The organism is Virgibacillus aidingensis (assembly GCF_010994035.1).
In the GTDB taxonomy this organism is placed as follows: domain Bacteria; phylum Bacillota; class Bacilli; order Bacillales; family Amphibacillaceae; genus Virgibacillus_N.
This window is the reverse complement of sequence record NZ_WIXN01000032.1, coordinates 1-23,306: the sequence shown is the minus strand read 5'-3', so window position 1 is coordinate 23,306 and position 23,306 is coordinate 1. Positions and strand designations below refer to the sequence as shown.

20 protein-coding genes and 3 riboswitches are annotated in these 23,306 nt (G+C 40.7%); of the genes, 13 read left to right on the top strand and 7 right to left on the bottom strand.

The genetic code is table 11. The features are described 5' to 3' along the window. The first annotated feature begins 4 nt into the window (after nt 1–4). A riboswitch (SAM riboswitch) is annotated at nt 5–136 on the top strand. An 83-nt stretch (nt 137–219) separates the two neighbouring features. The 4 genes from GHD25_RS18805 (at nt 220) to GHD25_RS18790 (ending at nt 4,626) form a co-directional block, all read left to right on the top strand. After that, complete coding sequence (locus tag GHD25_RS18805; RefSeq protein WP_164219767.1) at nt 220–1,272, top strand: LLM class flavin-dependent oxidoreductase; 1,053 nt, start codon at nt 220–222, stop codon at nt 1,270–1,272. An 18-nt stretch (nt 1,273–1,290) separates the two neighbouring features. Next, nucleotides 1,291–2,250 (top strand): ATP-grasp domain-containing protein, encoded by a 960-nt coding sequence (locus GHD25_RS18800; RefSeq protein ID WP_164219765.1) that lies wholly within the window; start codon nt 1,291–1,293, stop codon nt 2,248–2,250. A 415-nt stretch (nt 2,251–2,665) separates the two neighbouring features. Next, nucleotides 2,666–3,730 carry a C45 family autoproteolytic acyltransferase/hydolase gene (locus GHD25_RS18795; protein ID WP_164219764.1) on the top strand — a complete coding sequence of 355 codons (1,065 nt, stop codon included), beginning with the start codon at nt 2,666–2,668 and terminating at the stop codon, nt 3,728–3,730. Between the two features lie 242 nt (nt 3,731–3,972). Next, nucleotides 3,973–4,626 carry an SDR family oxidoreductase gene (locus GHD25_RS18790; RefSeq protein ID WP_240452431.1) on the top strand — a complete coding sequence of 218 codons (654 nt, stop codon included), beginning with the start codon at nt 3,973–3,975 and terminating at the stop codon, nt 4,624–4,626. A 93-nt stretch (nt 4,627–4,719) separates the two neighbouring features. Here GHD25_RS18790 and GHD25_RS18785 read toward each other — a convergent pair whose 3' ends face one another. Both GHD25_RS18785 and GHD25_RS18780 read right to left on the bottom strand, forming a co-directional pair. Beyond that, on the bottom strand, nt 4,720–5,283 hold the full coding sequence (locus GHD25_RS18785; protein WP_164219762.1) for a DUF4256 domain-containing protein: 564 nt from the start codon (nt 5,281–5,283) through the stop codon (nt 4,720–4,722). A 157-nt stretch (nt 5,284–5,440) separates the two neighbouring features. Further along, complete coding sequence (locus GHD25_RS18780) at nt 5,441–5,962, bottom strand: methyltransferase family protein (RefSeq protein WP_164219760.1); 522 nt, start codon at nt 5,960–5,962, stop codon at nt 5,441–5,443. A 104-nt stretch (nt 5,963–6,066) separates the two neighbouring features. Between GHD25_RS18780 and GHD25_RS18775 the strand changes: the two genes are divergently transcribed. Then, nucleotides 6,067–7,077, top strand: a complete 1,011-nt coding sequence (locus tag GHD25_RS18775; RefSeq protein ID WP_164219758.1) for an aromatic acid exporter family protein — start codon at nt 6,067–6,069, stop codon at nt 7,075–7,077. A 45-nt stretch (nt 7,078–7,122) separates the two neighbouring features. Continuing rightward, nucleotides 7,123–7,707 carry a DNA-3-methyladenine glycosylase gene (locus tag GHD25_RS18770; protein ID WP_164219756.1) on the top strand — a complete coding sequence of 195 codons (585 nt, stop codon included), beginning with the start codon at nt 7,123–7,125 and terminating at the stop codon, nt 7,705–7,707. On the opposite strand, the gene GHD25_RS18765 is transcribed toward GHD25_RS18770, so the two are convergent. Continuing rightward, nucleotides 7,699–8,529, bottom strand: coding sequence for a YwaF family protein (locus GHD25_RS18765; protein ID WP_164219754.1), 831 nt, complete (start codon nt 8,527–8,529; stop codon nt 7,699–7,701). The two genes, GHD25_RS18770 and GHD25_RS18765, sit on opposite strands and share 9 nt — an antisense overlap. 106 nt (nt 8,530–8,635) lie before the next feature. Between GHD25_RS18765 and GHD25_RS18760 the strand changes: the two genes are divergently transcribed. Then, the gene (locus GHD25_RS18760) at nt 8,636–9,589 is read left to right on the top strand and encodes an alpha/beta hydrolase (RefSeq protein ID WP_164219752.1); all 954 of its coding nucleotides are present in this window, start codon (nt 8,636–8,638) and stop codon (nt 9,587–9,589) included. A 476-nt stretch (nt 9,590–10,065) separates the two neighbouring features. Next, nucleotides 10,066–13,554 carry a hypothetical protein gene (locus GHD25_RS18755; protein ID WP_164219750.1) on the top strand — a complete coding sequence of 1,163 codons (3,489 nt, stop codon included), beginning with the start codon at nt 10,066–10,068 and terminating at the stop codon, nt 13,552–13,554. Nucleotides 13,555–13,752: 198 nt separating this feature from the next. Here the strand turns inward: GHD25_RS18755 and GHD25_RS18750 are convergent, their stop codons facing one another. Continuing rightward, nucleotides 13,753–14,508, bottom strand: coding sequence for an SDR family NAD(P)-dependent oxidoreductase (locus tag GHD25_RS18750; protein WP_164219748.1), 756 nt, complete (start codon nt 14,506–14,508; stop codon nt 13,753–13,755). Nucleotides 14,509–14,712: 204 nt separating this feature from the next. Here GHD25_RS18750 and GHD25_RS18745 point away from each other — a divergent pair, with 204 nt between their 5' ends. The 3 genes from GHD25_RS18745 to GHD25_RS18735 all read left to right on the top strand — a co-directional run bounded on the left by GHD25_RS18745 (nt 14,713) and on the right by GHD25_RS18735 (nt 17,593). Beyond that, nucleotides 14,713–15,303 carry a DinB family protein gene (locus tag GHD25_RS18745; RefSeq protein ID WP_164219746.1) on the top strand — a complete coding sequence of 197 codons (591 nt, stop codon included), beginning with the start codon at nt 14,713–14,715 and terminating at the stop codon, nt 15,301–15,303. A gap of 648 nt (nt 15,304–15,951) precedes the next feature. Continuing rightward, nucleotides 15,952–16,362 carry a MarR family winged helix-turn-helix transcriptional regulator gene (locus GHD25_RS18740; protein WP_164219744.1) on the top strand — a complete coding sequence of 137 codons (411 nt, stop codon included), beginning with the start codon at nt 15,952–15,954 and terminating at the stop codon, nt 16,360–16,362. 55 nt (nt 16,363–16,417) lie between these two features. Then, nucleotides 16,418–17,593, top strand: coding sequence for an MFS transporter (locus GHD25_RS18735; protein WP_164219742.1), 1,176 nt, complete (start codon nt 16,418–16,420; stop codon nt 17,591–17,593). Nucleotides 17,594–17,608: 15 nt separating this feature from the next. Here GHD25_RS18735 and GHD25_RS18730 read toward each other — a convergent pair whose 3' ends face one another. Genes GHD25_RS18730 through thiM form a run of 3 tightly spaced genes read right to left on the bottom strand, consistent with a single transcriptional unit; the run spans nt 17,609 to nt 19,405 of the window. Further along, nucleotides 17,609–17,968 carry a Lin0512 family protein gene (locus tag GHD25_RS18730; protein WP_164219740.1) on the bottom strand — a complete coding sequence of 120 codons (360 nt, stop codon included), beginning with the start codon at nt 17,966–17,968 and terminating at the stop codon, nt 17,609–17,611. Next, nucleotides 17,965–18,591 (bottom strand): cysteine hydrolase family protein, encoded by a 627-nt coding sequence (locus GHD25_RS18725; RefSeq protein ID WP_164219738.1) that lies wholly within the window; start codon nt 18,589–18,591, stop codon nt 17,965–17,967. Before GHD25_RS18725 ends, GHD25_RS18730 begins: the two co-directional genes overlap by 4 nt. 34 nt (nt 18,592–18,625) lie before the next feature. Beyond that, a complete protein-coding gene (gene thiM / locus GHD25_RS18720) occupies nt 18,626–19,405 on the bottom strand; it encodes a hydroxyethylthiazole kinase (RefSeq protein ID WP_164219736.1) in 780 nt (259 codons plus the stop codon). Nucleotides 19,406–19,522: 117 nt separating this feature from the next. Further along, nucleotides 19,523–19,626: riboswitch (TPP riboswitch) on the bottom strand. Nucleotides 19,627–19,844: 218 nt separating this feature from the next. Here thiM and GHD25_RS18715 point away from each other — a divergent pair. Both GHD25_RS18715 and tenA read left to right on the top strand, forming a co-directional pair. After that, entirely contained in the window at nt 19,845–21,380 is a 1,536-nt protein-coding gene (locus GHD25_RS18715; protein ID WP_164219734.1) for an SAP domain-containing protein, read from the top strand. A gap of 469 nt (nt 21,381–21,849) precedes the next feature. Then, nucleotides 21,850–21,947: riboswitch (TPP riboswitch) on the top strand. 152 nt (nt 21,948–22,099) lie between these two features. After that, complete coding sequence (gene tenA / locus GHD25_RS18710; protein ID WP_164219732.1) at nt 22,100–22,789, top strand: thiaminase II; 690 nt, start codon at nt 22,100–22,102, stop codon at nt 22,787–22,789. Nucleotides 22,790–23,306 lie beyond the last annotated feature (517 nt).

Here is a 23,306-nt window from a genome sequence, read left to right as displayed (position 1 = left end):
TTTTTTCTTATCGCGAGAGGTGGAGGGACATGGCCCGGAGAAACCTCGGCAACAGGTTCAAAGTATGCCGGATTTTTAAGTATACCGCTTGAATACTGTGCCAATTCCATCAAGCAGCAAGCTTGGAAGATAAGGGAGAGAATAACATTTAAATGTAGATGTATCGTCCCTTTTCTGTATGGAAAAGGGTTTTTATTTTTCTAATAGGGAGTGGAGAAAATGAAGTATGGTTTTTGGCTGCCGATTTTTGGCGGGTGGCTGCGAAATGTAGAGAATGAAAGCATGCCGCCTACATTTGATTATGCGAAAGAAGTTATTCAATCAGCGGAAAAATGGGGATATGACACAACATTAATTGCTGAATTATATTTAAATGACATCAAGGGGACAGATCAGGATTCGCTTGAAGCATGGTCTACTGCTGCAGCACTGGCAGCAGTGACGGAAAAAATAGAAATAATGACAGCAGTCCGCCCGATTTTCCATAACCCTGCCGTAACAGCAAAAATGACAGCAAACATTGATCACATCAGTAATGGCCGTTTTACATTGAATCTTGTTTCCGGCTGGTGGGCCGAAGAAGCGAAACAATATGGCGGTGATTTTACAGCGCATGATCAACGATATGCACGCACAGAAGAATTTATTGAAATTTTAAAAGGACTTTGGACAGAAGAAACGTTTTCCTATGACGGGAAATTTTATCAGATTGAAAATGCCAAACTGGAACCAAAACCCTTGCAGCGCCCAAATCCGATTCTTTATGCAGGCGGCGAAAGTGAAAAAGGAAAACAGGTTATTTCCTCGCTGTGCGATGCCTATGTCATTCACGGGCATACCGTGGATGAAGCGAAAGAAAAAATTACCGATATGAAAAAGAGGAGACAGGAAGCAGGCCGGGAACCTTTTCATACAATTGGAATGGCGGCTTATGTCATATGCCGGGATTCAGAGGAAGAAGCACAGGAGGAATTGGAAAGAATCACTACGGTTAAAGATTTAAGCGGTTATGCCGGATTCAAGGATTTCACCTCGAAATCCGAACTGGAACAAAAAATTAAGCTTCAGGATTATTCCGTGTCAAACCGGGGAATACGCCCAAATTTAATAGGAACGCCGGAGCAGATTGCCAAACAGGTCTTGGCTTTTGAGGAAGCCGGCGTGGACTTATTACTGCTGCAATGTTCTCCGCAGCTGGAAGAACTGGAGCGTTTTTCAAAAAAAGTAATGCCAAAAGTGGAAGAACTGAAAAAAGCTGCATCAAAAAAATAAAGGAAAGGCGGAAGGACCATGAGTAAAATTTATGTCATTCATGAAAATGCGGAGTGGACAGAACACTTAGTCAAGAGACTGGAAGAATTGGATCTGCCATATGAAGACTGGCATTTGGACAGCGGAACTGTCGATCTGACAAAAGAACCGCCGGAGGGAATCTTTTTTAGTCGAATGAGTGCTTCTGCTCATACACGCGGCCATCGATTTGCGCCGGAACTTGCGAGTGCTGTGCTTTCCTGGCTGGAACAGCATGGCAGGATTGTGATTAATGGAAGTAAAGTGCTGGATTTGGAAGTAAGTAAAGTACGGCAATATTTGGAGCTGGAGAAGTTTGGGATACAAACACCGAGAACAATTGCAGCTGTGGGGAAAGATCGTATTTTGGAAGCAGCAGAGGAATTTGCAGGGAAGAAATTTATTACAAAACATAATCGTGCAGGAAAAGGGCTGGGTGTCCAGCTTTTTCAATCTGTTCAAGCTTTGGAGGATTATGTGGAAAGTGATCAGTTTGAGGAGCCTGTTGACGGTATAACATTGCTGCAGGATTATATTGAATCCCCTGAATCGTATATTACCAGGTGTGAGTTTATCGGAGGGAAGTTTTTCTACGCTGTTCGGGTGGATACATCGGAGGGATTCGAATTATGTCCAGCGGATGCCTGCAGTGTGGATGATTTATTTTGCCCTGCAGGAGAAGAAAATACCAAACCGGCCAAGTTTCAGATTGTTGAGAATTTCAAGGAGTCAATCATAGAAAAATATGAACAGCTGCTTCGGGCAAATGGAATCAAGGTTGCTGGCATTGAGTTTATCAAGGATAAAGATGGTCATATTTACACATATGACATTAATACAAATACGAATTACAACAGTGAAGCAGAAGCAGCAGGCGGGAAATACGGCATGCTGGAGTTAGCCGGATATTTGGGAAGAGAACTGGAGGAGCTGAAGCAAAAGGATAAAGCGACTCTTTAAACATAGGCTTTCGTGAATGAACAGAGTATGCAGAATAAATGCGGTCGGCGCATGTTTTATATTGAGAGCAAAAGGGGAACAAGGAATATGTTCCCAAGAAACGCTCTCAAGTACATAAACTGGTGAAATACCGTTCATTATGTCTTCGAGCAGGGCTCTCAAGGACATAATCAGGTGAAATTCCGTTCATTATGTCTTCGAGCAGGACTCTCAAGTCCGTAATTGAGTGACATTACATCCATTTTGTCTTTGAAAAGTACACCTAGTATTCAAGCTGGTTTCTTACATCATGTCTTCGAGGAGTCTTTTTCTAGTCCGTAAGTTGATTAATTTTCGTTCTTCTTTCACTATCTTGTATATTAGAATCAGGATGCATTTATTAGACTCATAATTAGAGATAGAAAGCAGGGACGGCATGAAAAAAATATTTGCAGATATAATGCAATTTCGCGGCACGCATTATGATTTTGGATTTAAGCAGGGGCAGCTGCAGAAGGACTCCTACCTGGTAAAAAACAGAGAAAATCAGTGGAAAGTAAGAAGACCGCGGTTTGATATAAATGTGGAGGAAACGAAACAAGTTTTCCAAACGTTAGCGCCGCTTATTTGGGAGGAATTAATCGGTTTTCAGGATGCGTTAGGCTGGCCAATGGAAAGGATCCTGCTGGAATTTGGCGGCTACAGGGTTAAAGTTAATCCTTCCGGCTGTTCCATTTTTACCGGGGAGGACTACCTGGTACGCAATTACGATTATCACCCGAAAACCTATGATGGCATATATTCGCTGTATCAGCCTTCAGATGGTGGAAATGCAGTAATTGGGGTTTGCCAGAAAGTTACCGGAAGATCAGACGGAATGAATGAAAAAGGACTGGCCATGGGCTATACATTCATGCACCGGAAGCGTCCGGGCGATGGTTTCGTCTGCAATATGATCGGCCGGCTGATCCTGGAACTTTGTGATAACGTGGAGGAAGCGGTTGAGTTGCTGAAGGAGATTCCGCACCGCGGTTCTTTCAGCTATGTATTGTTTGATAAAAACAGTAAGCTGGGATCCATAGTGGAAACCTCTCCAAGAAGAGTAGAAGTGCGGCAGGGAAGGGCCTGCACCAATCATTTTAAAATAATGACAGAAGAAAATCGTCATGTATTGGACGATTCAAAGAAAAGATTGAATGCCATGGAAGGGCCAGGAGCATATGATTTAAATGGAGAAGCAGCGTTTCGGCTTTTAAATGATACGGAAAAAGGGGTGTTTTCCAAACTGTATGGGGATTGGGCAGGGACTATTCACACTTCTGCTTATTTCCCTTCAGAATTAGAAGCTTGGTATGCGTTGGGCGGCGACCGCATGCCGGAAAAATTTGATTTTGCAGCATGGCTGACAGGAGATGACTTCCCGGAGAAAAGGGTGGAAGGGGAAGTAGATACAAAGATCGCATTTGTAAATATGGAGAAGGCTGACTGGTTTACAGGCTAATGAGGAAAAAGCTTGCTAATCTTACCCTGGAGTGCTTATATATCGTCACTGGCCCATGCTGATAAAATGGTTTAACCGCTGATATCCAGCAGGGAAAAGGAACCTAAAACGATACTGGATATTCAATAGGGCATTTGATGGAAAATGGGACAAGGAACCTGTCCCCTTGTCCCAATTGATTTAATAGGATAAACTCAAGGGACATAGTTTGTTTGGCAAAGTTTATTAGAGGAAGGATGGATATGATGAAGGTTCTAGTTGTGGGGGCAAATGGTCAGATTGGAAAACATCTTGTCAGGTTTATTCAGGAAAGCGACGGGATGCAGGCGCGCGCGATGATCCGAAAACAGGAGCAGTCCTCTTTTTTTGAAGATTTAGGAGCGGAAACTGCTGTAGTAGATCTGGAGGATGATATTCCTGCGATTGCCAAGGCTGCCGATGGCGTGGATGCTGTCGTATTCACTGCAGGATCCGGTGGTCATACGGGTAAAGACAAAACCCTTATGATCGATTTGGATGGGGCCGTAAAAACGATTGAAGCAGCAAAATCTGCAGGTGTGAAGCGGTTTATCATGATTAGTTCCTTTGATACAACCCGCAAAGCTATCCAGGAGGCAAATGAAAACTTTGCACCATATGTGGTTGCTAAACATTATGCCGACGAATGGTTAAGAGCAACTAATCTGGATTATACCATTATTCATCCGGGGCTGCTTACAAATGACAAAGGAACCGGAAAAGTAAACGCTGCAGCTGAAGTGAATAGGGATGAAGTGCCGAGGGAGGATATTGCAAGCGTCATTTTTGCGAGCCTGGAAAACGATAAATCAATTGGGAAGGAATTCCAGGTAGTAAAAGGAAATACTGATGTCAAAGAGGCAGTGGACGCTATATAGGGGACTACAGGGACAGCCATCTGTCCCTGTAGTCTCTTTAATAAATAATTCCCATACATCTATAGTGTACCCATCTCCGTAATAGATGTTCAATCAGACCCGAAGTGAGCCGCGGAAGCCCCTGGCACTATAGTAGGAAGAGGCCCCGTTGTGATACACAAAGACATGCCCGTATCGAAAATCACAAAAAAGGGCACCGCCAAGTTCCCGAATGTCTTCGGGAGTTTGCACCCAACTTGATGTTTTCGTATCCAAATGTTCAAGCTCTTGCAATGCTCGGTACTGTTCTTCCGTTAATAGTTCTATGCCCATGTCTGCTGCCATATCAACAGCGTTATTTTCCGGTTTGTGTTTTTTCCTTGACTCCAGTCCTGCGCGGTCAAAACAAACACTTCGCCGGCCTTTGGGACTTTCCTTGGAGCAATCAACAAAAATATATTCGTCCTTATCTTTATCATATCCTGCAACATCAGGTTCTCCGCCTGTTCTTTCCATTTCATGGAGCGACCATATTTTTTTACTATCAGCTTCCAGCTTTTCCAGGACCTTTGTCCATTCAAGCTCTGCATGCCGGTGCATATTTTCCTTAAAACGGCTTTCTAATGTGGAGAGCAACGCTTGCTGTTGTTCGGCTGATAACTTTTTATTCTCTGACATGAAAGTTTCCTCCTATTTTTTCAATCTTTATGTTTTTAGTATATATTATAAAGTATAGGATATTAAATCGATTTGTAAAATAATGAAGTAACAAGGTTAGTGTTTATATCTGACAAACTAAATCAATTAAAGAAGGTTTTATGCTTATATCCCTTTTTCAGTCTTCCCACGGTGTCTTTCTCGGCATTAAACGGGGAACATGCTTTTTATATTCCCGATAATCCGCTCCAAATTTTTTCTCCAGCAAAGGCTCTTCTCCCACAATGAAATAAATGTAGTTAACGGCGGAAAAAAGGACAAACCAAATAAGCAATAGCCATGAACCAAAGAGGATCGTTTCGCCGAGTAAAATGAAAGCAACTCCACTGATCATCGGATTGCGGGTATATCGGTATATCCCGCTCACCACCAGCTTTTTCGGAGGGTCCCACGGGGCTAGTGTGCCTTTCCCCTTTTGAATAAACTGGCGAATTGCAGCTATAACAATTATCAGTCCACCAGTAAATATTGACCCTCCAAGAATAAAGACGAGGATATTGAAGGGGAAATGGATTTCTGTGAAAAGATAAAAAGAAGTAAAATATAAGCCAATTGCCGGAATAATGACTGTTACGTTAAAGGGAAGCAGCAGGATAGAAATGAATTGCGATAAAGTGGTTGTCTGTTTGCTGTCCTTCATGGGATCCCCTCCTTGTACAGGCTATTAATACCATTATATAAAAATTTGGCGCTGAAGTGTTAAACTGTATACAGGGAGTATTTTTTTAATGGAGGTAAGGCGACTTGAGACGTTTTCAGATCGTTGGCAGCAGGGTAATTAAAACAGGGATTGCCATTTTTCTTACAGCCTGGATTTGTGAACTGTTGAATTGGCCGCCGGTGTTTGCGGTAATTACAGCAATTGTAACATTGGAGCCGACTGTTTCCGATTCCATCAGAAAAGGCATCATCCGCTTTCCAGCTTCAGCCATAGGTTCCGCTTATGCAGTCATCTTTATTGCATTGTTTGGAAATTCCCCGATTACATATACATTGGCTGCAGTTCTAACTATTGCAACCTGTTTTCGCCTGAAGCTGCATGCAGGACTGCTTGTGGCAACACTAACTTCTGTAGCCATGGTTGAGGTAATTCACAGCAATTATTTCATTTCCTTTATCATTCGGCTCGGGACTACAACGGTCGGGCTGCTTGTATCGACTGCAGTGAACATGTTTGTACTCCCGCCGGATTACACAAAGGAAATTATACAAAATATCAGGGATGTATCAAAGCAAACCGGAAATACGATGGAAAAAATTTTGCAAAGTCTGCTGAATGAAGATGATCCTGCAGCAAACCAACCCGGTATAGACAAGCTTGATAAAAAAATCATGAAAACAGAAAAACTCATTCAGTTCCAAAGGGAGGAATCCAAATATCACCCCCTGGCAGGAAGTGATAAGGATAAGTTCCAGCTTGCCGAGCAAAAATTGCATAGTCTGCGGATGATCCAATACCATCTGATGAATTTAATGAATATGCCTGCCCAGACATTTTTGTTATCGACAGAGAAACAAAAAATAATCCAGCGTGCTGCCGCGCTGCTCATTCATCATCTTCGAAATAATGCAGGGTATAGCGAAGAAGCACACCGTGAGCAGGAATTACAGCTGCGCCGGTTGTTTTGGGAGGGTAATGTCAGTGCAGGGAAAGAAACGGAATATCCAACAGGCTTCCCGCCTGACTTGATTGTGCTGTATGAATTACTTTCTATATTTACGCTTGCCGAAATATATCATCGGCAGGAAACATAGGGTGAATGTTCCATATTGAGGGAACAGACTTCGGAGGTGATTGAAATGAAATTTGCGCCATTAAAAGAATCTTTTTATCAGATAAATACGATTGAACTGGCGAAAAAGCTGCTTGGCTGTATCTTAGTAAAAGAGACGAAGGAGGGGACTGCATCAGGAATAATTGTGGAAACGGAAGCTTATTTGGGGGCTATAGATCGTGCAGCACACAGCTTCGGCTACCGAAGAACAAAGCGGACTGAAATTATGTATCAAAAAGCAGGATTTGCTTATATCTATCAAATGCACACCCACAGGCTTATTAATGTTGTCAGCAGTAAAGAAGGAGAGCCGGAAGCAGTATTGATCAGAGCTTTGGAGCCTTACACCGGTATCGATCTTATGCTGCAAAGAAGACCGGTAAATAAATTCCAAAATCTGACAAGCGGGCCGGGGAAGCTGACAAAAGCATTGGGAATTGATATGGATGATTATGGACATTCCCTCCTTCAGCCGCCAGTATATATAGCAAGAGGAAAAGAGCCGGGGCGGATCGAGCAGGGAAAAAGAATCGGCATTGATAATACCGGTGAAGCGAAGGATTATCCGTATCGATTTTGGGTTTCGGGCAATCCATTTGTTTCAAGATAACCGCTGTTTTTCCGTCCATTTACTGATAAGCCTCGCAACAAAGTAAGCCAGTAAAAACCCGGAGAACACAACTATCAGTGTACCGGGGACATATAAATAATCCGGCCAGTGCTGTAAAAATGGACGGTGCTTTAAGTAAAAGTAATTTCCATCAATCATCGGATTCAGGAAATAGACAAAAGTAAAATAGACAAGAAAAGCTGCGTAAGCTTTTTTAAGTCCACTAAATTTTGGCCGCCAGTCATAAGCAATGTAGGCAAAATACGGAAGCAGCAGTGTAATTGCATGATTAATTAAAAACGAGAGTCCTATTACATGGTAAATGGGATATACCCGCTGCGGATAAAGAAAAGACGCATAGGCAAAGAGACCAAAAAAGAAAATAATATCAAGCACGCGCAAATTTTTCGTAATAAGAAAATAGATGCCAAATAATGAAGTAATACGTGATATATGTAAAGGCAGGGATTCCGAAATATCAAATCCTGTTTCAAAAATATACCAGCCATATAGCAGAATCTGTTGCAGAATGAAGATTGTCAGGACTACTGCTGCGATTCTTTTTCTATGTTTCTTTACTTTTTCTTTTTTCCGCAAAAGTAAGATAAGCAAGAATACTATAATTGAAATATAAATGAAATGGTGCCCGCCAAATATTTGAATGAAAGGGGCGCTCTCACTCCACCAGCTGATCATGCTCATCACCTTCCTTATGTCTGATTTTCTCTGCAGAAAAACAAGCGTCAGTATTATATTATCATATGCCGGAATGCTGATTGAATATTGAATTTTGAAATCCAATACATACCGATTTTCCTTCAATCTGAAATGCCCGTTCTAAAAGAATGAAAAAGTTTTTCCAAATCATATCATTTGGTATAATAAATTAATGAATAATGGGAAAATTGGAACGCAACAGGAGGATAAAATGAAAAGGAAGTTATTTATTTCGTTGGCCGGAGTTATGGCTCTCGTATTTATCGGATTATTTTTTGCAGGTAATTATTTTTACGGTGAGGGGATTAAAAGAGGTACCGAAGTGGAATTACACCAGGAATCTGCCAATATCAACTCTGTAGCATCAGCTGAGGACCAGGCGCTTTTTGAGGAAGTGAACAGGTGGTTTGAGAGCCGGGAAACCGAACAAATCAAAATAACTTCCCATGATGGCCTGAGTCTGGCTGCGCAATTTATTAACAATGAGTCCAATAATCAAAAGGCTGTAATACTTGCTCACGGTTTCCGGAGCAATGGCGATGATATGGGGAAGCTGGCCGGATTATACTATAATAAAGGGTTTGATATTCTGCTTCCGGATGCACGTGGCCACGGCGAAAGTGAAGGAGACTACATAGGGTATGGATGGCATGACCGGTTGGATTATTTGGGCTGGATTGATTTGCTGATTGATAAATATAATATGGAGGACATTATTTTGCACGGAAACTCCATGGGAGCTGCTACTGTATTAATGACAAGCGGGGAAGAGCTGCCTGAAGAAGTAAAGGGAATCATCGCAGATAGCGGATACAGCACGGTGAAAGATGAACTGGCCCATCAACTGGAACATTTATATGGATTGCCTGCATTTCCACTGCTTGACGTTACCAGCTTGATTACAAAAATTCGGGCAGGTTATATGCTTGGAGAAGCTTCATCAGTAAAACAGGTAAAAAACAACACATTGCCGCTGCTTATTATTCATGGCGAGGATGATGATTTAGTCCCTGCTGACATGGCATATGAAATTTATGATGCTGCTGGAGGGGAAAAGGAGTTATGGATTGTACCACAGGCAGGACATACGAAAGCGATGGAGAATATTACAGGGGAATTCAGTGAAAGGGTGGGAACGTTTGTTGATGGCGTTTTGGGTGAATAAAGCGGGACTAACGAACTGGCATGATATTTCTTAACTGCCCCTTATATAACTATTTTTGGCATCTCATTCCTGTCTATCTGAGAAAATTCGTTCAGTCACCAGAAGCAGGCCTAAAGAACTACATACAAAAAGCCCAGAGTCTGTGATAATAATTGGGGATTTTAAAATGTATACTTAATATGCAGAAAGGCTGGTTATTTACCCAGCCCATATCCGGGACATTACACCTGGGACTGCGCTGAATGCTCGTCCCACCGAAAAGATCTGGGACTGCGCTAAATGCTCGTCCCATCGAAAAGATTTGGGACTGTGCTGAATGCTCGTCCCATCGAAAAGATTTGGGACTGCGCTGAATGCTCGTCCCACTGGAAAAGATTTGGGGCTGCGCTGAATGTCTGCCCTGCAGTAAAATTCAGGGACAGCACAATGCCTGCGCTACCCAAATGATCTGTCCCCGTTGCCAGGAGGTGTTTTAATTGAAGGAGCGGATGACCGACGAGGAAAAAAAGGAACTGATGGAGGAAGAGCTGGAGAAGCTGAAAAATGAAAGCTATATTTCATATGATACATATAACAAAATGCTTCATGGCTATCAGCGTTATTATGAACACTCCCATCAAACAACTGAATCAGTAAACGAGGAACAAAAGGAGGACAAAGAACCAAAACAAAAACAACTATCTGATTGGCAAATACAATATACTAAAGAAGCAGAGCATGAAAAAGAGAGATCTGCCGATAAACAGAATGCTTCCCCGTCTAAGAAGGCCAAGCGGCTCTCTGCCCAGGAAATCCGTGAACGGAATATAACCTGGTCTTTGGCAATTGGTGTGATTTTACTTTTAATTGGCGGTACTGTACTGGCCACAAGTACATGGGATATGTTATCACACTGGATGAAAACAGGGATGATTGCCCTTGTAGCCATTTTATTTTTTGGCTTGGCTGTTTTCACGAATCGTATTCTACATATCTCAAAAACAGCATTTGCTTTTCATGTTTTAGGAAGTCTGTTCTTGCCTATCGTATATATATCTATCGGTTTTTATGAACAGCTTGGCCCTTACTTATCGATTTCAGGGGAAGGGCGGTTCTTATACGGCGCTATAGGCTGCCTGATTCTGCTTCCGGTTTATCTGTTTTTGGCGGCCAAATTGCAGGCGAGGCTGTTTGTCTGGTTTTCCAATGTGACCTTATCCCTGTTAGCCGGATTTTTGATTGCATGGTTTAATTTGCCTGTGGACGGTTTTTATTTGGGGATTATGCTGTTTAACAGTTTGCTCATTGCTGGTTATTATTTTCTCCGCAAAAGTAACAAATGGAAGCTGTTTACTAATGAATTTGTGCTGTATATGCAGGGAAATCTGATTTTATCCACCATGCTGATGCTTGTCTTCTATAACAGCGATGTGTTTCATGGGTTTAATTTGATTCTTACTGCCGTTATATATTTTGCGATGATTTATGCAACAAATCATAGAGAATACCATTTTGTTTTCAGTGCTATGCTGGTTTACGGTGCATTTCAGGTTATTGAATTTTCTGCCCTGCATAATATTGGCCCTGTGGCATACGCATTACTCGGGTTTGTTTTTCTTGCATTGCCAAAATTCATTGAAGACAAACATGGTCTGGCCAGGGTGTTTCGCTATACGAGTGCTGTCATATCTGGTCTTGCCTTTATTTACATAACCTTGCAGGGGATGGTTGTTCGAATGGAAGACCCATCCATCATCCTGGTTATTGCCTATTTGCTGATTGCGGGGAATTTTATTTATTTGGCCAATCTGTCAAAAGAAAAAAATGTATTCTTTTCTTATTTAAGTTCCATCTTTTTAATGACAGCTTTATTTGAAACAATCAGGATTGGAGAAACATTTTTACCTTATGAATCTTTGACCTTACCGATGTTTTTTGCCGGCTTTGCTTTTTATATCGTATTTGGTGGTATTCCAACCGCCGCTATCTTGAAAATTATTAAAACCAGTTCCCGGGATATTGCGATGGCAGTAATGGGACTTTGCCTGTTTCTTCGCCTGGGATTGCTTGATTTTGAGCAGGCAGGGATCATGCTTTTATTTATCAGCCTATTTTCTTTTGTTATGAAACGGTTTGAGACGAGAGACTTTGTGAAAAAGGGTGATTTTGTTACTTGGCTGCAGCCTCTTTCTCTTGGGATGGCCATTGTTTTTATATATGCAGCCTACCAAAGTGCACCATTAGGAGACTTTGGACCTTTTGAGCCGTTGCCACTTGTATATGCAAGCATCGCCCTGCTGATTGCGACAGGGGTCTGGCATTATGCAAAAAAGGAAAAATATAAAAATCATACGTTTTATGCATCACAGGGATTTTATTATACAGGTATGCTGTTAACGATGCATATTTCCTACTTTGATTTCGATCCGATTTTACGGGCAGTTATCGTGTTTGGCGGTATCATCATGGCTTATCTTTTGTACAGAAAAATAAAATCTCCAGGACTTTCCTACGTTGTCAGCAGTATCTCTTTATTATTTTATCTTACAGCACTTTTTGCACTTCACGTGGAAGAATTGATGATGACATCAAGTTTGGTTTCTTCGCTTCAGTTACCATTTGGAGCTTTTCTGTTATTTGCTGCCGGGCTGATTTTAAGGAAATATGATAGGAAATTAACCAATGCTTTTTGGTGGGCAGGTCATATTTATTATCCATTTGCTCTGATCATTTCTCTATTCTATGGAGAAATAGCTGTATGGTCAGCGGCGTTGGCAGTCATAGTTTATGGGTTGAGTGTGCTGTTTGCTGAGAAAGAATGGAAAATAAAAGTATTTTTATATGCAGGTTTTACGTCAGTATGGATTCTGATACTCTATCTGATGATGAACCTGAATTTAGAAGATCACTATCATTATGCGTGGCTTGCGACAAGTATTATTTTAACTGCAGGATGGTTTTTCAGCAGCCAGGTATGGAAAAATAGAATGATATATTATATACTTCCATTTTCATTTATCGGAGCCTATCAATTCACATTTTCTACTCCATTTGAATTAACCGCGCTGATTGTCGCTATTTTATACGCGGGGCTGATTATCGGGCTGCTGCATGTGAAAAAATGGGATATATTAAATATTTTGCCGTTGTTCCTGGTCTTTACAGCATTTTTGAAAATAACCGATTATTATCCGGAAGCCGATTACCTGCTATTTCTAATCTTTGCTGTTATTTTTATCAGTGCAGGCAGGTTCATGTATACTGATGTGTATAAGGAGAATAAAAACAGTCTGCCCCGGCTTGACTGGTACACAATTACCGGATTTGCGGGGATTGGATTGATGTACATTCATTCGGAATGGATTCTTTGGGAACAAATACTACCGGGAATTCTCGCAGCATTCGCCATATTTTTGCAGAAAGACCGCCTTTCTTTTATAAAAGGAAAATGGGTCACAGCTATTGCGATCGCTTATTTGCTTGAACCGTATTATTCCCTGCTTGGATTTATTGAGCTTCCGGAGCTGCTGGTACGCGAATTTTATGTACTGCCTTGGATTGCACTGGCAATATTTATTAAAAGGGTTGCCGGGAAAAAACATCAAAGGAATATGAATTATATGCAATGGGCTGTGCTGGTTATAGCGGCGCTGCTCCTTGTCCAGGATGGATTGGCAAGCAACACAGTGTATGATGCCATCATCGTAGGAACCCTGTCGCTTGGATCCATGGTTGGCGGTATGTACTCGAAACAAAAATCATTCTTTTTTGTGGGAGCGGGCGTACTGCTTTTAAACCTCTTCCTGCAGACGAGACCATTCTGGGGAGCTATGCCATGGTGGGCATACCTGCTTATAGCCGGCTCTATATTAATCACCCTCGCCAGTTATAATGAATGGCATAAGCAAAAAACAACAAAAGGGAAAGAAACACTTATTACCAAGTTTAATAAAAAAGTAGTACAAAAAATAAAGAAATGGGACTGAGGGACAGGTTTCTCGTCCCATTTTTTTATTCCGGGGCAGCTGAATTGGGGCTGCAGTACAGTAGCTCATCGCCCGCTGGAAAAAGTCGGTTCTATGTAAAGTGGTTCCTCGCCCCTCCGGAAAAAGCTGGGACTGCGGGGGAATAGTCCATCGCCCCGCCGAAGAGGTCTGTCTTCTGTCCAATCAGCAAACATAAAATTATCTGAGCATAATGGATCCTCCATCCACCATTATGGTCTGGCCGGTAATATATTTTGAGTCCTCCGAAGCAAGGAAAACTGCTACACTCCCAATATCTTTTTCTACATCACCAAAACGCCCCATCGGAATTTTGTTTTTCACCGCTTCATAATAGTCGGGCTGTGCTTTTGACCATGCCTCTACACCAGGTGAATTTGCAATAGGGCTGATTAAATTAACATTAATACCGAATCTCCCCCACTCATTTGCAGCTACACGTGAAACACCGCGGATGGCTTCTTTTGCTGCAGCATATGCAGCTTGTGTTTCATGACCATTCAAACCAGCACCTGATGCAAAATTAATAACATTTCCTTTTGATTCTTTCAAATAGGGAAGTGCAGCTTGCATTAAGTAGAAGGTTGGATAAAACCCGGTGCCAAATGATAAGTCTAAATCTTCCTGTGTCGTTTCCTCAATAGTAACCTGTTTTGAAGCATGCGCGTTATTTACCAATACATCCAGTTTTCCGTATTTTTCAGTCACCGTTGTAATAATTTGTCCCAGGTTTTCCCGGTCCATTAAATCAGCTTGAAGGAACATAGATTCTGGAGAAATAGCTTGCAATTCCTTCTCCATTGATTTCCCTGTTTCTTCATTTACGTCGACAATCGCAACAATGGCTCCTTCTTTTACCATTGCTTTAGCCATACCACTGCCAATTCCACCAGCGCCGCCAGTGATAATGACTACTTTATTCTGTAATTTGCCCATTTTTCTCTTCTCCTTAAAAATAGTTTAGTGTTAGTCTTTCATAACAAATTTTACACAAAACAGTACTTTTTAACAAAAGAATACGCTACTATGAGAATAAGTGCTTGAACGAATTGGTATTTTCCATTGAGTTAAAACTCTCAAATGTTTTCATCTTTAGCTTGAAGAAGAATCCACAGCAGTACTTGGCAGTTTTAAGGTAAAATGAATGTAATAACAATCATTGATGGGGAGATGTTTATCTTGAAAAGTGAGAAGATGGATATGTATTTCAATCAGCTGAAAATCCAGCGGGAAACGTTTTATCATGATACCAATTTGAATTTCGCTGCAGGCTGGACAAGACCTATCTCTGGGAAATGGTCCATCGGAGAAACGCTGTATCATCTAGTGTTAATGACCAGACTTTTTAGGAGGATATCGAATTTTTATATTCCTGCCATGCTGCCTGTCGCTTATGCAAGAAAAAATAAGCCATATCCATCGGAAACCTATAATATTTATGCAGAGTATTATCAGAAGAAAAATAGAGCAATGAAGGCGCCATCGGTAATCAACCCGCCTTCCGGTATAGAGAAAAAATGGAACATAACTGAAGTACAATGGTTTCTGGAGTATGAGACAGAGAAATTTTATTCATTGTGTAAATATATAGACGAAAATATTGCGGGACAAATTTATTATCCTGACCCCATTGCTCATAATCCTAATTTGATTCAAAGTATACATCTGCTTGCCATACATGAACAGCATCATTTTGACTTGACGAAAAAGTATTATTTAGATCGCCGGTGAAATTTTTTGTCATTTAATTTACCCGTCATGGCCTAATCAAGTCCACTCAGTGAGGATATTCCGTCGATTTTGTCCATGAGACAGCTAATCAAGTCCACTCATTGTGGATATTCCGTCGATTTGTCCATGAGATGACTTATCAAGTTCACTCAGTGAGGATATTCCGTCGATTTTGTCCATGAGACAGTTTATCAAGACCACTCAGTGAGGATATTCCGTCGATACTGTCCATGAGACAGTTAATCAAGTCCACTCAGTGTGGATTTTTCGTCAATCCTGTCCTTGAGATTGCCTCTCAAGCCCGAAACAGTAGGTATTTACTGCCTAGCATGTCACGGGAAGGCTTATCAAGTACATTGTTTGATAATCTATGTCGTGCATGTACTTGAGTTTGGTTATTTTTATAAGAGTAAAGTGGAAGAAGTTGAACTGAAAAAGTTCAAAATGTAAAAATGTATAATCTCCACCTATAACTAGCGGCAGTTCAACAGTTGTCCCTATGACCCACCTGCAAATTTCGGGGGGGTTCAGGAAATGCCAGTCCCACCTTGCAGATGGAATAAATGCGGTTAATCCGGCAGAAGATTGGACATTATTATCAAAATAGTATATAGTTATCTAGGTAACTATTTTTCGGGAGAGATACATTTGCTGCATTCTTTTTTTCATCAAAATCAACAGTTTACAAGGTCTTTTACAAAGCGGTTAAATGAACGTTTAGCTGCGGTTGAATTATATTATTCTCAATGGCTCATTATTTATTATTTAATGCAATTCAAAACCTCCACACTTGTGGAAATCAGCAATTATCTTAATGTGGAAAAGCCGACCATTACCCGCACTGTAAATCGGCTGGAAGAGAGAAAGCTGGTTGAAAAATTTCCGAGTCAGGACAAGCGGGAGCGCCGAATTCGTCTGACTGTAAAAGGCCAGCAAATAAGTGAGCAAGCATTGAACATAGTAAGCAACTTTGAAAATGAGCTGGTGGAAGGGATACCGGAAGCTGACCTGAAAAAAACACTTCAAACCGTTCAGCTTTTAAAAAGTAAATTAGACTAAAGAGGAATCAAGATCATTCTATCGATATTTTAATTATATAGAGGGAGGAAAATAGTTGGGTCGAAAACCTGCATTATGGACCAAGGATTTTATCCTGGTTTCTGTATCAAACTTTTTATTATTTATTTCATTTTATATGTTGATGGTGATTATGGCCGTATACTCGGTTGAACACTTTCATGCTTCTGAAAGTGAAGCGGGATTTGCTGCAAGTATTTTTGTGCTTGGAGCGGTGCTGGTAAGACCAATTGCGGGAAAAATCATTAACGCAGTAGGCAAGAAAAAATTATTGGTGATCGGTCTGGCGTTTTTCCTCGGAATGACGCTTTTATATTTTCCAATTCAAAACTTAAGCCTTTTATTTCTGATTCGTTTTATACATGGATTTGCATTTGGAATCAGTACGACGGCAACAGGTACTATTGCGGCAGAAATTATTCCAAATTCCAGACGCGGGGAAGGGATGGGCTATTTCTCCACAAGTATGAATCTGGCCATGGCAATTGGCCCTTTTTTAGGTTTAATGATTAACCAGTATTTTCAAGGAACCACAATCTTTGCGGTAACAAGCATCTTTGCGGTTATCGCCCTTGTAACAGCCTTGCTGCTGCGTGTGGAGGAATTAGCTAAAAAGAATGCAACTGCAGAAAAAGGTTTCCGGATTAGCGATTATTTTGAAAAAACAACCGTCCCGATCGGCATTTTGATGGCATTGATGGGACTTGTTTATTCCAGTATTTTAACTTATTTGTCCACCTACGCCATTGAGATTAACCTGGTGGATGCGGCAAGCTTCTTTTTTGTTATGTACGCTGTATTTCTGCTGCTTTCCCGGCCAATCACAGGAAGAATGTTTGATGTAAAGGGGGAAAACGCAGTCATCTACCCATCTATTCTGTTATTTGGGATAGGTTTATGGATTCTGAGCCAATCTACTCTTGGAATTACCTTGCTTATTGCAGGAGCAGTCATTGGCGTTGGATTCGGCACTCTCCAATCCAGTGCCCAAACGATTGCTATTAATCAGGCACCACGGCACAGGGTGGGGTTGGTCACAGCAACCTATTTTGTATTCTTTGATTTTGGGGTGGGGGTAGGGCCCTTAATATTAGGATATATACTGCCTATTACAGGATTCCGTGGTCTTTATGTAACCATGGCAATTATTGTATTCAGCAGCGTCTTCATTTACTACTTTGTACATGGAAAAAAGGGACGGAGGGACAGGTGAACTGTCCCAATTTCCTTAATATCCAACTTCAACTACGGCATTCACAATATACATAAGATCATTTTTATCCTTCTGATCCTCCAGGAAGATACCGCTGGTAGTTGCCATTCCGCCGGTCATTGTTTCCACGGTCACTGTGCCATAAGGTAATAATTTCTTGATTTTATCTTCATCCAGGTTCTCCAAGTCTTTCGGAATACCGAGCTTCACATTCACTTTCATATTGTTGATATCCTGATCAGGAAGCACTTTTCTAATTCCCGGCATGGAATTATAATGGATGGCATCCATCACAGCCCGCTTTGCAGCTTCATTTACATCCTGTCCGTGCAGATCCACGCCTGTACCTGTTTCGATAAAGATGATTTCTTTCATTTGGTATTCTCCTTTCCACTCTTCCACTGTCTTTTTACATCACTTGAATGAATCACATCCGCAAAAGTTCCATTTAGCAATTCAAGTGCAGCATTATGAAGCTTTTTGCTATCGGAAATAACACAATCATACGGAACAGAAACAAATAAATTTCTCATGTATGCATCCCTGGCCGTAGTATCTATACAGACATTGGTGTAGCCGCCTGTAATGACGATATGCTCGATACCAACTCTTTGCAGGATCAATTCTAATTCAGTGTGCAAAAAAGCGCTGTATCGGTGTTTGGAAACGACTTTCTCATCGGGCTTTGGTGTGAAATAATGGTAAAATTCGGCACCCCAGCTGCCTGGTTCACAATAGGAAAGGTGAATGCTCTGGTTCCTTCGCCCAAATCTTTCTTTTCCTGAAGGAGATTCTGTCCAGACGCTATGCTCGGAAATAACATGAATGACTGAAATATTAGTTTCCCTGGCGGTTTCAAGCAGGTGCTTTATGTTTTCCAGTTTACTCTTAAAAGCTGAGACATTTTTTCCGCGCTTTGCTGCGGTGCCATCCGGGTGACAAAAATCATTCTGCAAGTCTACCAGAATCAGGGCAGTTTTTTCATTACATCTATCCATTTTCAAACTCCTTAAAATATAATAGCGATAGACTCTATAATTGTTCTACACGTTTGCGGGCATTGACCGCATGTTGATCCAGAAAATAAAGCTGATCCAGCAGTGCCGGTATAAATGAGCCGGGACCTTCCACCTTTTCCATCGCGAGTTCTGCAGCAACGCCATATGCAGCCGTTACCTCTATGCTTGCTTCATACGGATCCTCCCCAACACTGACGTAAGGACCGACGAGAGATGTGAGCAAACATCCGCTGGCTGTAATATTCTGCAGCATGGCATGTCCATTTCTGCAAAGTGTGGTACGGATCCCATCCGTAATAACGTCTGTTTTCCCTGTTGCAATCACGACTGTTTCATATTTTTTTGCGACAGATTTTGCAATCTCCGGATCAATTTCCTCTATGGTGGAATCAGGGCTTTTCATTTCTTCCAAAGCATTTCCCAATACAGCAATTTCCCCGGCATTAGCCCGGATTGCTGAAAACTTTACTTTTTCCAGTAATTCATAAATAACCTCCGTGCGAAATTCTGTACCACCAACCGCGATTGGATCGAGAACGACTGGGATATCTTCTTCATTAGCTGCTTTTCCAGCAATCAGCATTGCTTCAGCACGCTCCTCGGTCAATGTTCCCAAATTCAAAATAACCGCAGCAGCATTTTGCGCATTTTCCACTGCTTCTTTCGGTGTATTGGACATAGCCGGTGATGCACCAATGGCAATCAGACCGTTGGCGGCCATGTTTGTTGCCACCTCATTGGTAATGTTGTAGATGAGCGGGTTGTTCTCTCTGATTTTGGTAATGTAATCCATGGTAGACTCTCCTTTTTTTAATTATTGGGTAAAACTATTAACCTTCGAGGCGGAACTTTTTTAGATAAATAAAAAACCACCCCGAAAATGGAGTGGTTTTTATACAGAAATACCGTATGCAAGCCATCTCCACTTTCCTACGCCAGCTTTAACCGGATCAGGTTCAAAGGGATTAAGATTGGAATCTTATCTCAGCCGTGTGGGCACCCCTAGTGGAATGTAGTATTCGTTTGTTACTACTGTAACTTATTTTTGGGTTTGGTTAAAGGGAAATGATTAATTAGTTATAATTGTAGATAAGTTTTATCTGCACAACGTTCAAAAGTTTTAAAAAATTATGTGTATAGAGGGACACTTTGCAGTTAAATTTGTTATGATATAGGGAAAGATATTGGATTTGGTTGTTTTCAGTATAAAATTGTAAAAAGGGGGAAGTAAGATGTATTTACAAGATATTTTGCCAAAGATGTCCAAGCTTTACCTCGGGAGAATAGTAGATAGTTTTTTAAAAGATGTACACATGGATACTGAAGAAGAAATGAGGGAGGTTATATTAAAAAACATTGATGAGTTTCAAAATAAAGAACGTGTTAAACGTTATTTGGATTTTAGCAATGAACAACGAGATGTAACACTCCTAAATGAGATGATTTTAATGGCGTTAATGGAAAAGGAAGGTTATCTTTTAAGCGAATCTGATCTATATAAAGAAGTAGAAGGAATGGAAAGAGAGATCGTGAAACAGGGATTGGATGATGATTATATTAACCGATTTATAGAAAATGATGCACAAAGAATCTACAGTTCGGTATTGGACGAGGCTTGGAAAAAGGACGAATCTTTAAATGCCCATGAAATTAATATTTTAAACGTTTTACGGAATGAATTAGACCTTACAAAGAGAGAACATTATTTACTTGAAAGCCGTATAGGCAGATTTCCACAAAAGGGCAATGTACTTCATACTCACCAGCAGATTGGCCGCTCATTGATAAACCTGCAAACCAGAGGACTTATCCTTCGTTTTAGAGAAGACACGTCATATTATATTATCCCAAAAGATATCGCTCGAATATTACGTTATGAAATGGGTGGAGAACTAAGAAATGAAGTTTATGCAACACTATTGGCCGACTTAACTGTTACGCAGTTAAAGGAAATCCTAAATCACTTGGACTTTAATATAAGTGGGGTAAAGGAAGAGTTGGTGAAGAGGATAATTGCGTATAATATCTTGCCTTCGACAGCCTTGAAAGTATTTAGTTCAAAAGAACTAACCGACATTTTAAGAAATCTTGAAGGCACAAAAATTAGTGGAACCAAAAAAGAAAAAATCCAAAATATTATTGATTATTATGAAACGCTCTCAACTCCTATGTCCTCTGACCCTACAGATGAAAGAGCAAGGTTGTATGATTTTTATGAGTCATTAGCAGCAAGAGATTATAAATCCCTTCGTATAAATAAAATTATTGAAAAGGATATACAGGTTGATAATTATTTTGAAGAAGCTACACGATATATATTTGAATTAAAATTAGGTGTAGATATAATGGAAATGGAAGGTACAAGACACGCTGATGGAAAAGTTCAGTTTAGCCCTTCTGAGGTTATATTATGGGATAACAAGAGTACAGAAGAACCCTACACCTTTCCTGAGAAAGACTTTAAACAATTTTTAAGGTATATTCGTTCAGAAAAAATGAGAGTTACACTTTTTTTGGTTGTAGTTCAAGATTATACAAAAGAGGCTATTGCGCAGTCTCAAAAGTTGAAGGCGTTTTCAGAGGAGGATACGGATGTGGCTTTGATTAAGGCGGCAGATTTAGCATATGTTGCAGAACAATGGAAGAATTACTCCGATCAGAAAGAGCCTAAGTTCAATTTGCAGGTTTTTAATATGACCGGGGAGTTAACCCGCAATATACTATTGAGTAGAATGGATTGGGCCCTGAAGGGGAATCAGAAGGTGTGAAAAAATTGAATAACATATAGTATGAGTGAATTCACTAGAAAGAGCAGATAATTACCGTTAGAACAGGTAAGAACATAAAGGCCTTGGGCGAAATAGTTCCCAGGGCCCTTTATTTAGAATTCGAAGACCTAATTTAAATATATGAATGATATTTTATTTAGTTTTACGTCGAAAAATAAATGTGCAACTTTTTTCAGGGAAATAGAGTCTCTTCGCAATAATACCGCCACTCCCAAAAAGTCATTTTATCATGATAACAAAAAATACTGGACTATAATACAGCTGAGTAAGTTTTTGACAATGTGACTTCAGACTAATTTGGAAGAAAGTATGTTTGTCAGCGATAAAGCGGGCCTGCCCCCATGTGTGTTAAGTACGTATAGAACCGGAAGCGCGAACTGGATCTTTGAACTTGCTTGCTATTTTACATTCCATAGGCCTATACTTGTATTGCAAATTGAATATTTGATTAATCTGCTGGGGGAGCATGTAAATGCTGAGAGAGGTAATCGACCCTTTGAACCTGATCTAGTTAAAACTAGCGTAGGGAAGTGGAACTGGCAATTTTTTAAGTTTATACGAAACTATTGCTTAACCCATCCCTATAGCTAGTGATGGGTTTTTTGATGTTTACTTCCCCTTTGGTAAAAGAGGTGAGACCATTCTAATACGACATTTAATAAGGGAAAATCTATTAAAATAGAAAGGGGAAAAATCGAATGAACACTTTATTTACAGATCAACTATGGAAAAAGGTAGAACCTATATGGAATTCATACATAGCGCATCCCTTTGTTAAAGGGCTTGGGGAAGGCTGGCTGGAAAAGGAAAAGTTCAAGCATTGGATGAAGCAGGATTACGTGTATTTAATAGAGTATTCCAGGCTATTTGCCCTGGGAAGCGCCAAAGCGGAGGATTTAAAAACAATGACAACATTTGCGAAGCTGCTGCATGGCACGCTGGATATGGAAATGGATCTACATCGCCAGTATGCATCTCAATTCGGCATTTCGAGTGAGGAGCTGGAGAAAACGGATGCTGCAGCAACGACAACAGCTTATACAAGCTATATGCTGAATGTTTCTCAGCGCGGAGGAGTAGAAAATGTGGTGGCGTCCGTGCTTGCATGTGCCTGGAGCTATAATTTCATTGGCAAAAAACTGGCAGCATGGCCGGGTGCACTGGAACATGAATTTTATGGCCGATGGGTAAGAATGTATGCATCCGAAGAATTTACCGAGCTGGCTGAAGACTGTAAAAGCCTGATGAATAAAATAGCGGAAGGAAAGCCGGAAAGAGAATTAGCAGCCCTGGAAGAGATCGTGGTAAAAACCAGTTTGTTTGAGTATATGTTTTGGGATATGGCCGAGAACAAAGAGGATTGGCCAGTTATAGAGTACAGGCAGTAAAAAAACAGCTGAAGTGAGCACTGTATGGCTATCCACTTTGACCCAAACAGTGCTCCCCAAATATTTTGGAAGTATATTTTACTAGTAACAGTGGAGGCTTCGCCCGATGATCCCTGTTCAGATGGGAATGGAAGAACGGGAAGAGTGGTAATGATTTATTCGCTGCTGGAAAATAATTCAGCCTCGCTTATTATAAAAAAGAAGAAAAAGATACGTATATGCAAATTCTTGGTGAAGCGCAAATAAATGAATATTCTCTAGTTCAGATATTGGAAAAATTATGGAATTTGCAAAACCAATTATGGAATAAGAGAAAAAGAGAATACTTATACTTGCTAACCAAAGTTCGGAACAAATTCAGAAATTCAGGAAACAAAAGAGGAAGAAGAAAGACGTATCAGGGTAATGAAATATCGAGGGGAAATGGGACGAAAGGTAAGTGCTGTGCCGGGAGTGTAAACTGAACTGTGTAAGTGGAAGAGCGTACGGCTTTCACTTCGCAGTTCAGTTTTTTATT

What these genes read in the sequence shown, in the direction of transcription:
- GHD25_RS18730 (WP_164219740.1), bottom strand. Translation starts at nt 17,968, where the DNA reads ATGAAAGAAATCATCTTTATCGAAACAGGTACAGGCGTGGATCTGCAC.
- tenA (WP_164219732.1), top strand. Translation starts at nt 22,100, where the DNA reads ATGAACACTTTATTTACAGATCAACTATGGAAAAAGGTAGAACCTATA.
- GHD25_RS18760 (WP_164219752.1), top strand. Translation starts at nt 8,636, where the DNA reads ATGAAAAGGAAGTTATTTATTTCGTTGGCCGGAGTTATGGCTCTCGTA.
- GHD25_RS18800 (WP_164219765.1), top strand. Translation starts at nt 1,291, where the DNA reads ATGAGTAAAATTTATGTCATTCATGAAAATGCGGAGTGGACAGAACAC.
- GHD25_RS18745 (WP_164219746.1), top strand. Translation starts at nt 14,713, where the DNA reads ATGAATGTAATAACAATCATTGATGGGGAGATGTTTATCTTGAAAAGT.
- GHD25_RS18725 (WP_164219738.1), bottom strand. Translation starts at nt 18,591, where the DNA reads ATGGATAGATGTAATGAAAAAACTGCCCTGATTCTGGTAGACTTGCAG.
- thiM (WP_164219736.1), bottom strand. Translation starts at nt 19,405, where the DNA reads ATGGATTACATTACCAAAATCAGAGAGAACAACCCGCTCATCTACAAC.
- GHD25_RS18715 (WP_164219734.1), top strand. Translation starts at nt 19,845, where the DNA reads ATGTATTTACAAGATATTTTGCCAAAGATGTCCAAGCTTTACCTCGGG.
- GHD25_RS18780 (WP_164219760.1), bottom strand. Translation starts at nt 5,962, where the DNA reads ATGAAGGACAGCAAACAGACAACCACTTTATCGCAATTCATTTCTATC.
- GHD25_RS18770 (WP_164219756.1), top strand. Translation starts at nt 7,123, where the DNA reads ATGAAATTTGCGCCATTAAAAGAATCTTTTTATCAGATAAATACGATT.
- GHD25_RS18795 (WP_164219764.1), top strand. Translation starts at nt 2,666, where the DNA reads ATGAAAAAAATATTTGCAGATATAATGCAATTTCGCGGCACGCATTAT.
- GHD25_RS18750 (WP_164219748.1), bottom strand. Translation starts at nt 14,508, where the DNA reads ATGGGCAAATTACAGAATAAAGTAGTCATTATCACTGGCGGCGCTGGT.
- GHD25_RS18805 (WP_164219767.1), top strand. Translation starts at nt 220, where the DNA reads ATGAAGTATGGTTTTTGGCTGCCGATTTTTGGCGGGTGGCTGCGAAAT.
- GHD25_RS18785 (WP_164219762.1), bottom strand. Translation starts at nt 5,283, where the DNA reads ATGTCAGAGAATAAAAAGTTATCAGCCGAACAACAGCAAGCGTTGCTC.
- GHD25_RS18790 (WP_240452431.1), top strand. Translation starts at nt 3,973, where the DNA reads ATGATGAAGGTTCTAGTTGTGGGGGCAAATGGTCAGATTGGAAAACAT.